Source organism: Paenibacillus sp. F4, assembly GCF_002894905.1.
GTDB lineage: Bacteria > Bacillota > Bacilli > Paenibacillales > Paenibacillaceae > Paenibacillus > Paenibacillus polymyxa_B.
Window position 1 is genome coordinate 273 of sequence record NZ_POVS01000039.1, and the last position, 5,999, is coordinate 6,271.

Here is a 5,999-nt window from a genome sequence, read left to right on the forward strand (position 1 = left end):
GCCCTCCAGCGCCGATGGTACTTGGACCGCAGGGTCCTGGGAGAGTAGGACGTCGCCAAGCGATATCCTTTACAGGATGATAAAGTTTTACATGTTAGGGCCTTTAGCTCAGCTGGTTAGAGCGCACCCCTGATAAGGGTGAGGTCGGTGGTTCGAGTCCACTAAGGCCCACCACTTCTAGAATAACAAAAAGATTGGGGCCATAGCTCAGCTGGGAGAGCGCCTGCCTTGCACGCAGGAGGTCAGCGGTTCGATCCCGCTTGGCTCCACCAATATTCCCTGATAGCTCAGTTGGTAGAGCACTCGACTGTTAATCGAGTTGTCACAGGTTCGAGTCCTGTTCGGGGAGCCATGTTCTGAATATTTCTGACTTTTATATATAAGGTGGCGGCGTAGCTCAGCTGGCTAGAGCGTACGGTTCATACCCGTGAGGTCGGGGGTTCGATCCCCTCTGCCGCTACTCGGAGAGATACCCAAGTGGCTATAAGGGGACCCTCTGCTAAGGGGTTAGACTGCGAAAGTGGTGCGAGGGTTCGAATCCCTCTCTCTCCGCCATAAATTTATTGAAACCAGAACTTATTTTGCAAGGCCCGTTGGTCAAGGGGTTAAGACACCTCCCTTTCACGGAGGTAACAGGGGTTCGAATCCCCTACGGGTCATAATATGGAGGCTTAGCTCAGCTGGGAGAGCATCTGCCTTACAAGCAGAGGGTCGGGGGTTCGAACCCCTCAGCCTCCACCATAAGAAAATTTGATAACTCACTTTTAGTGTCGCGGGGTGGAGCAGTTCGGTAGCTCGTCGGGCTCATAACCCGAAGGTCGTAGGTTCAAATCCTGCCCCCGCAATTAATTTCCTGTTGGAAATGCCTCTGGAACTGTGGTGTAGAGGCCTAACATGCCTGCCTGTCACGCAGGAGATCGCGGGTTCGAATCCCGTCAGTTCCGCCATTTTAACTTCATATATAATTGGCATATATAATGCGGATTATATGATGTAGTAATAAAACAAAATATGGCTCGGTAGCTCAGTCGGTAGAGCAGAGGACTGAAAATCCTCGTGTCGGCGGTTCGATTCCGTCCCGAGCCACCTTTCAAGTGGGAAATGAGTAATGTGCCGGTGTAGCTCAACTGGTAGAGCAACTGACTTGTAATCAGTAGGTTGGGGGTTCAAGTCCTCTCGCCGGCACCATTTTGGAGGATTAGCGAAGTGGCCAAACGCATCAGACTGTAAATCTGCTCCCTTACGGGTTCGGTGGTTCGAATCCATCATCCTCCACCAGTTTTACGAGCCATTAGCTCAGTTGGTAGAGCACCTGACTTTTAATCAGGGTGTCGAAGGTTCGAGTCCTTCATGGCTCACCATTTATAATTGTTTTGCGGTCGTGGCGGAATTGGCAGACGCGCACGGTTCAGGTCCGTGTGGGCTAACCCCCGTGGAGGTTCGAGTCCTCTCGACCGCACCATATTTTGCGGACGTGGCTCAGCGGTAGAGCATCGCCTTGCCAAGGCGAGGGTCGCGGGTTCGATTCCCGTCGTCCGCTCCATTATCCATACGGCGCCATAGCCAAGTGGTAAGGCAAAGCTCTGCAAAAGCTTCATTCCCCAGTTCAAATCTGGGTGGCGCCTTGACTACTCATTATGGAATTTAATATGCGCCCTTAGCTCAGCTGGATAGAGCGTTTGACTACGAATCAAAAGGCCGGGAGTTCGAATCTCTCAGGGCGCGCCATTTCTTAAAAAAAATGTATAATGTCGGGATGTAGCTCAGCTTGGTAGAGCACCTGGTTTGGGACCAGGGGGTCGCATGTTCAAATCGTGTCATCCCGATACTGATTTGCGGGTGTAGTTCAATGGTAGAACTCCAGCCTTCCAAGCTGGTAGCGTGGGTTCGATTCCCATCACCCGCTTTTTGCTATAGCGGATTCTTGTTGCCTCAGTGGTGACACCTTATAAATAAAGAGAGCCTGTCTGGGGACAGAGCTCTCTCTTTTTTTTGTATTTATCCTCATGTAATCACAATGTGTTGATTATCCATAATCTTCGGTATCGGTGTATATCGTTCTGATCATACAACTGGTATACACCGATAACCGATCTAGTGGGCAGTTTTTACACGGGAATGGTCAGCTGGATGGAGGTTCCCTCATCTGGAGCAGAGGTTATGCTCATAAATCCCCCTACCCCTCTAGCTCGTTCTTCCATACTGAACAATCCAACTCCCTCTCCATGGGACTTTCCAGAGAATCCAATGCCCTCATCCCGAATGGTCACTTGTATCATTTCATTTTGATCCTCAACGTCGACATATGCCTCTGCTACATCTGCGTATTTGGCTACATTCGTTAATGCCTCCTGTACAATCCGATAAATTGCAATTTCCTTGCGAATATCAACCCGTTTACGTAGAGTGCATTGAAAATGCACCTCAATCCCGTAATGAGAACAGAAGTTTTCAATATAGGTTCTTATGGCTGGGACGACACCCAGATCATCTAGAACTGAGGGACGAAGTTCCCACGCTAGACCACGAACATCTTTGATGATGTCGGTCACCTGCGAACGAAGATTCTCCAGAGCAGCACTAGGTTGTTCGGCAAGTTGGCTATCCAATTGAATAATAAGTGAAAACAAGCTTTGCCCTATCCCATCATGCAGCTCTCTTGAAAAGCGTTTACGTTCTTCTTCCTGTATTTGCATGACTTGCGTCATCATAGACTGGAGTTCTGCTTCTACTTTCTTCAGTTTAGTGACCTCATTGCGGATCGCTAAGTACTGATAGGGTTTGCCTTCCTCATCCATAAACGGAACGATCGTAGTATTCACCCAGTAGTAGCTGTTATCTTTAGCACGATTACGTATTTCTCCTTGCCATACCTCACCTGAACGGATCGTAGTCCACAGGTTTTTCATGAAGGCAGAGGTATGATAGCCTGAATTAATAAGACGATGATCCTGACCGATCAGCTCTTCACGACTGTATTGCGAAATCTCACAGAACTTGTCGTTTACGTACTGAATAATACCTCGATGATCGGTCAAAGCAACGATGGAAGACGTATCTAGAGCAAATTTCAGATTGGATAATTGGTGGAGTGAGTTACGCAGCGCATGAAGAAAAGGGGATTCTGGTATATAAATTTCCAGATCATTCAGCAGTGTATCGGTTGATTCACCAAAGGCATGCTGCAGTAAAGGGTTAGAAGGTTCATTCATAATGGAGCAGCCCCTTTTTTAGTGCGAATTTGACTAGCTCAGGTCGTGTTTTCAAGTTAAGCTTCTCCATAAGATTGCTTTTATGGGACTCTACGGTTTTGACGCTAATCACCAGGTGCTCGGCAATTTCCTTGTTAGCATATCCTTTGGCTACCCACGATAGAATCTCCTTTTCCCGCTCAGATAGGGATTCATAGGGCCCGGCTATGCCTTCCTGTTTGATTTTGTCCAGATATTCACTCATCAGTCGTTTGGTTGCATTCGGGTACAAATAGGCACTACCCTCGGCCACAGACTGGATGGCAGCGAGTAACTCCTCGTGAGGTGCGCTTTTTAAAATATATCCGGATGCTCCAGCCTGAATGGCTCGGAACAGATATTCTTCATCGTCATGCATCGTTAAAATAAGGACTTCTGTATCGGGCAACTGTTTTTTTAATTCAGTGGTTGCCGTGAGACCATCTTTGCCAGGTGGCATGCTAAAATCCATGAGTACGACATTAGGTTGTAGCTCTACTGCCTTGCGGATCGCCTCATCCCCGTCTGCTGCATCTCCTACGACCTTAATGCCGTTTTTGCCGTCCAATAGGGCCATGAGGCCAGAACGTACGACAACATGATCATCCACTACTAGTATACGAATCAATTTGTCATCCCCTCGAACGGTAAAAAAACCGTGCGTTTTGTCATAATCATAGCAAATTTTAGGGATTTCAATCAACAAAGATAGTTAGGGACAGTCATATCAAGTATTTTATGAGTTTCATTATCTACAGAAACATTGTTGATCTATGGAGTAAGAGGGTAAGCACATAGTTGGCTAAGGCGTTGAGCGACTTGGGTGGCCTCGGCTACATCAGACTCTGTGAACGTCCTCACATCACGATTACCAAGAAGCAGTACACCGTTGGGCAGATCCCCTGTGCTGGAAAAGGGAATAGCAACAGCAGAGTGAAGCTGCTCGGCCAGCATTAGTGCACATTCCTGACGCAGACGTATACTACCTGATAGCAAAGCACTTACAGTCACGGTACGTCCCAAGCGAACAGCCATCCCGGCAATACCATGACCAATCTTAAAAGAAATAAGGCGATAGCGATTGCTTCGGCTGCCGGAGGCGTAATACCAATGCAGTTTACCACCCGACTTGGACATAAATGCAAGGGCAGTGAGATCACCATAAATAGTATCTCTCAACTGGTTCAGTTCTTTTCGCATTTCATCCGTTATTTGTAGCATAGAAGACACATCCTTTTTCATAACCAAACTATATCTCTAATTCATTGTAGTTCCGACAGTTACAAAAGTAGATCAGGGAACCCCCTGATCTATAGGCGCAGGAAACACTGACTTTTCATCAGGTCGGGTAAGGAGTAGGGAAAAGGCCGATAAATGGGGCGTTAGCTTACCTCAGAAGTGATATTTATCACAGTAAATCAGGGAGTAGGAAGGTATAAAATCAGGTGTTCTCCCGATAACAACCCAGGCATTAAAACATTATGATATAGATATCAGGTAAACACGAGGAGGACGCTAACATGCAAGCCACTTGTATGGAACGGTTTGGGGACGAAGCGGAACGCACGGGAATTCAGATTTATTTGACAGAAGAACATTTTGATCTGCTAAAAGATATTATGTCCTGGAAGAAGGTAAAGGCAGGCGTTATGCTTTTCCGAGAGGGCGATGATGCAGAGCAGCTTTATTATATACATTCAGGTCATGTTAAACTTCGTAAATCGACAGAAGATGGTAAAGAACTGATTCTGACCATTCAGCATCAAGGCGACTTAATTGGGGAATTTAGCGGGATAGATGGAGAAGAATATAGTTGCACTGCGGAAACAGCCGATGTGTGTGAGTTAGGCGTCGTGCTTGTTAAGGATCTGGAGTCGCTCTTGTCCAAAAATGGGGAAATGGCACTTCAGTTCATCCAGTGGATGGCGATGAAGCAACGCATTATGCAATCGCGTTTTCGGGACTTACTGTTGTATGGTAAAACTGGAGCGTTAGCGTCTACATTGATCCGTGCTAGCAATACATGTGGCGTGGCTGTGAAGGATGGCATTTTACTAAATATGAAGCTAAGTCACTCCGAATTAGGTGAGATGATTGGAGCGACGCGAGAGAGTGTGAACCGGATGCTGAGCGCGCTGAAAGAGCAGGGAACCCTAGATACAAGGGATGGAAAGATTGTCATTCACGATCTCAAGGTATTACGTGGCATGTGCTGCTGTCCTTCGTACGGCCAATGTGCCCATGAAATTTGTCGTCTCTAATATATGAATACCATTAGGCGGGGTCCAAGAGACTTCGCCTTGCTGCATGTCTTCTAACAATCTAGCACATGGGGTAACGAACAACATAGATTACAAAAAAACTAATCAACGTCGTATAGCGACTAATTACCAATAATGTATTTATATTAAATGGAATTGAACACATGACATTTTATGAACTAGCTGTTTTGAAGTAACATTGGAGCTAATAATGGTTGACTAAAAGGTGGAAGGGATTTTAAGTTTGAAAAAAAGGGATTATTTACAAGTTGCTTTCTTTTGCTGAAAATGATATATTATTTGAGCTGACAACAAAACAGCAGTTTCAAAAGCGAAAAGCTTGGGTGAAATGATCTTCAAAAAAAGAAAAAAATAACCCTTGCATTTTTGAAACGAACATGATATGATCTTATAGCTGCTGAAAAACGCGGCGAAAGAGAAATGCTTGATCTTTGAAAACTGAACAACGAGTGAGTAAAACGATTTTGTTCGCAAAATCAAACAAGAG

The 5,999-nt window shown here is 46.0% G+C and carries 4 protein-coding genes, 19 tRNA genes and 1 rRNA gene (1 of these 24 only partly in view); 21 read left to right on the plus strand and 3 right to left on the minus strand.

What is annotated here, in order from left to right:
• From rrf to C1T21_RS26745, 20 genes are all read left to right on the plus strand, one after another.
• Positions 1-61: ribosomal RNA gene (gene rrf, locus C1T21_RS26650) — 5S ribosomal RNA — on the plus strand (it extends 60 nt beyond the left edge of the window).
• A gap of 36 nt (positions 62-97) precedes the next feature.
• Positions 98-174, plus strand: a tRNA-Ile gene (locus C1T21_RS26655).
• Between the two features lie 22 nt (positions 175-196).
• Positions 197-272, plus strand: a tRNA-Ala gene (locus C1T21_RS26660).
• A gap of 4 nt (positions 273-276) precedes the next feature.
• Positions 277-352: transfer RNA gene (locus C1T21_RS26665), tRNA-Asn, on the plus strand.
• 34 nt (positions 353-386) lie between these two features.
• Positions 387-460: transfer RNA gene (locus C1T21_RS26670), tRNA-Met, on the plus strand.
• A 3-nt stretch (positions 461-463) separates the two neighbouring features.
• A tRNA-Ser gene (locus C1T21_RS26675) sits at positions 464-555 on the plus strand.
• A 32-nt stretch (positions 556-587) separates the two neighbouring features.
• Positions 588-659 (plus strand) — tRNA-Glu (locus C1T21_RS26680).
• A gap of 6 nt (positions 660-665) precedes the next feature.
• A tRNA-Val gene (locus C1T21_RS26685) sits at positions 666-741 on the plus strand.
• A gap of 30 nt (positions 742-771) precedes the next feature.
• A tRNA-Met gene (locus tag C1T21_RS26690) sits at positions 772-845 on the plus strand.
• Between the two features lie 25 nt (positions 846-870).
• Positions 871-947, plus strand: a tRNA-Asp gene (locus C1T21_RS26695).
• 66 nt (positions 948-1,013) lie between these two features.
• Positions 1,014-1,086: transfer RNA gene (locus C1T21_RS26700), tRNA-Phe, on the plus strand.
• Between the two features lie 26 nt (positions 1,087-1,112).
• Positions 1,113-1,188: transfer RNA gene (locus C1T21_RS26705), tRNA-Thr, on the plus strand.
• A 4-nt stretch (positions 1,189-1,192) separates the two neighbouring features.
• Positions 1,193-1,278 (plus strand) — tRNA-Tyr (locus C1T21_RS26710).
• 7 nt (positions 1,279-1,285) lie between these two features.
• Positions 1,286-1,361, plus strand: a tRNA-Lys gene (locus C1T21_RS26715).
• Between the two features lie 14 nt (positions 1,362-1,375).
• Positions 1,376-1,462 (plus strand) — tRNA-Leu (locus C1T21_RS26720).
• Positions 1,463-1,468: 6 nt separating this feature from the next.
• Positions 1,469-1,543, plus strand: a tRNA-Gly gene (locus C1T21_RS26725).
• Between the two features lie 10 nt (positions 1,544-1,553).
• Positions 1,554-1,625: transfer RNA gene (locus C1T21_RS26730), tRNA-Cys, on the plus strand.
• Between the two features lie 26 nt (positions 1,626-1,651).
• Positions 1,652-1,728, plus strand: a tRNA-Arg gene (locus tag C1T21_RS26735).
• Between the two features lie 24 nt (positions 1,729-1,752).
• Positions 1,753-1,826, plus strand: a tRNA-Pro gene (locus tag C1T21_RS26740).
• A gap of 9 nt (positions 1,827-1,835) precedes the next feature.
• Positions 1,836-1,906: transfer RNA gene (locus C1T21_RS26745), tRNA-Gly, on the plus strand.
• A gap of 202 nt (positions 1,907-2,108) precedes the next feature.
• Here C1T21_RS26745 and C1T21_RS26750 read toward each other — a convergent pair.
• From C1T21_RS26750 to C1T21_RS26760, 3 genes are all read right to left on the minus strand, one after another.
• Positions 2,109-3,212, minus strand: a complete 1,104-nt coding sequence (locus tag C1T21_RS26750; RefSeq protein ID WP_103050370.1) for a PAS domain-containing protein — start codon at positions 3,210-3,212, stop codon at positions 2,109-2,111.
• On the minus strand, positions 3,205-3,858 hold the full coding sequence (locus tag C1T21_RS26755) for a response regulator (protein WP_016818376.1): 654 nt from the start codon (positions 3,856-3,858) through the stop codon (positions 3,205-3,207). The genes C1T21_RS26750 and C1T21_RS26755 overlap by 8 nt, the downstream gene beginning before the upstream one ends.
• A gap of 143 nt (positions 3,859-4,001) precedes the next feature.
• Positions 4,002-4,451, minus strand: a complete 450-nt coding sequence (locus C1T21_RS26760) for a GAF domain-containing protein (protein WP_103050371.1) — start codon at positions 4,449-4,451, stop codon at positions 4,002-4,004.
• 299 nt (positions 4,452-4,750) lie between these two features.
• Between C1T21_RS26760 and C1T21_RS26765 the strand changes: the two genes are divergently transcribed.
• A complete protein-coding gene (locus tag C1T21_RS26765; RefSeq protein WP_025718906.1) occupies positions 4,751-5,491 on the plus strand; it encodes a Crp/Fnr family transcriptional regulator in 741 nt (246 codons plus the stop codon).
• The last annotated feature ends 508 nt before the right edge of the window (positions 5,492-5,999 follow it).